At 72.8% G+C, this 1,619-nt stretch carries 3 protein-coding genes; all 3 read right to left on the bottom strand.

Annotated features, from left to right (window positions below):
* The coding region (locus tag AC0CYZ_RS04710) for an MBL fold metallo-hydrolase (protein WP_472212823.1) at window positions 1-269 on the bottom strand (269 nt) is incomplete at its 3' end.
* 9 nt (window positions 270-278) lie between these two features.
* A complete protein-coding gene (locus AC0CYZ_RS04705; RefSeq protein ID WP_472212821.1) occupies window positions 279-929 on the bottom strand; it encodes a rhomboid family intramembrane serine protease in 651 nt (216 codons plus the stop codon).
* A gap of 46 nt (window positions 930-975) precedes the next feature.
* Window positions 976-1,619 (bottom strand): PLP-dependent cysteine synthase family protein (locus AC0CYZ_RS04700; protein ID WP_472212819.1); only part of this gene is annotated, 644 nt, incomplete at its 5' end.

Below are 1,619 nucleotides of genomic sequence, written 5' to 3'. Positions count from 1 at the left end.
CCGTGCAGCGGGAGCACCTTGCCCGGCCCGTCCGGGTGGTAGCGGCGGTGCACGACGAGTCCGGAGACGTCCGCGCAGTGGTCGGGGTGCAGGTGGGAGAGCACGACGGCGTCGAGGTCGAACGGGTCCAGGTGGCGCTGCAGGGTCCCGAACGTGCCGTTGCCGAGGTCCATCACGAGCGTCGTCCCGCGGGTGCGCACGAGGTAGCCCGAGGCGGGCGATGTGGGTCCGGCGCCACTGCCGGAACACCCGAGGACGATCAATTCCACGCGGGCACCTTACGGCCCGATCGGATGGGGCGACACCGGACCGCCGGGAGGGTCGCCCGCCCTCCCTCGCCGGTCGGCCGAGGCGACGAGGCGCGCCGCGAGGACCCCGGAGAGGGCCCCGAACAGGTGGGCCTGCCACGAGACGCCGGGCGTGCCGGGCAGGACGCCCCACAGCACCCCGCCGTAGACCAGCAGCAGGACGAGGGCGAGCGCGATCTGACGTCCCGAGCGCGCGAACACGCCGCGGAAGAGCAGGAAGGCCAGCCAGCCGAAGATCACCCCGGACGCCCCGACCGTGACGCCGAAGCCGGTCAGCCACGTGAGGAACCCGCCGAGCAGCCACACCAGCGCCGTCACCGCGACGAACTGCACCAGCCCGCCCGCGAGCACCAGGAACCCGAGCACGAAGAACGGCAGCGAGTTCGCGATCAGGTGCGCCCAGCCGGCGTGCAGGAGAGGCGCCCACAGGATGCCGTCGAGCCCGTCGACCTGCCGCGCGACGATGCCGTCCTGGTCGAGCGAGCCGCCGAACACGAACTGGTCGACCGCCTCGATCGCCCACAGCAGCGCCAGGAAGACCAGCATCCCGATCGCCGCGCGCAGCGGGTGCGCCGGGAACACCCGGGGCTTCGCCGGGACGGTGGATCCGGGGCTGGTCACGCGCCCGACGATACGCCCGGCCCGCTGGGCGAGCGTGAGGAATCGGTCAGGCCCAGAGCTGGCCCTCGAGCCCCTCCGAGGCCTCCTCGAGCGTCCCCGCGTAGGCCCCGGTGGACAGGTACTTCCACCCGCCGTCGCAGACGACGAGCACGATGTCGGCCTCCGCGTCGCCCCCCGCGGCCTTCTCGGCCTGGGCCAGCGCGGCGTGCAGGATCCCGCCGGTCGAGATGCCCGCGAAGATGCCCTCCTGCTCGACGAGCTGGCGGGTCCGCCGCAGCGCGTCGTGCGCACCGACCGAGTAGCGCCCGGTGAGCACGTCGGGGTCGTAGAGCTCGGGGACGAACCCCTCGGAGATGTTGCGCAGGCCGTAGACCAGCTCGCCGTAGCGCGGCTCGGCGGCGACGATCTGGCAGTCGGGCTTGTGCTCGCGCAGGTAGCGCCCGGTGCCCATGAGCGTCCCGGTGGTGCCGAGACCGGCGACGAAGTGCGTGATCGTCGGCATGTCGCGCAGGATCTCCGGGCCGGTGCTCTCGTAGTGCGCGAGCGCGTTGGCCGGGTTGCCGTACTGGTAGAGCATCACCCAGTCCGGGTGCTCGGCGGCGATCTCCTTGGCGGTGGCCACGGCCTGGTTCGACCCGCCCGCCGCGGGCGAGAAGATGATCTTCGCGCCGTACATCTCGAGGAGCTGCC

The sequence above is a fragment of the Actinomycetospora sp. genome, from assembly GCF_055612215.1.
Note: the sequence above shows the minus strand (reverse complement) of the source record. Positions and strands in the feature narration are given on the sequence as shown.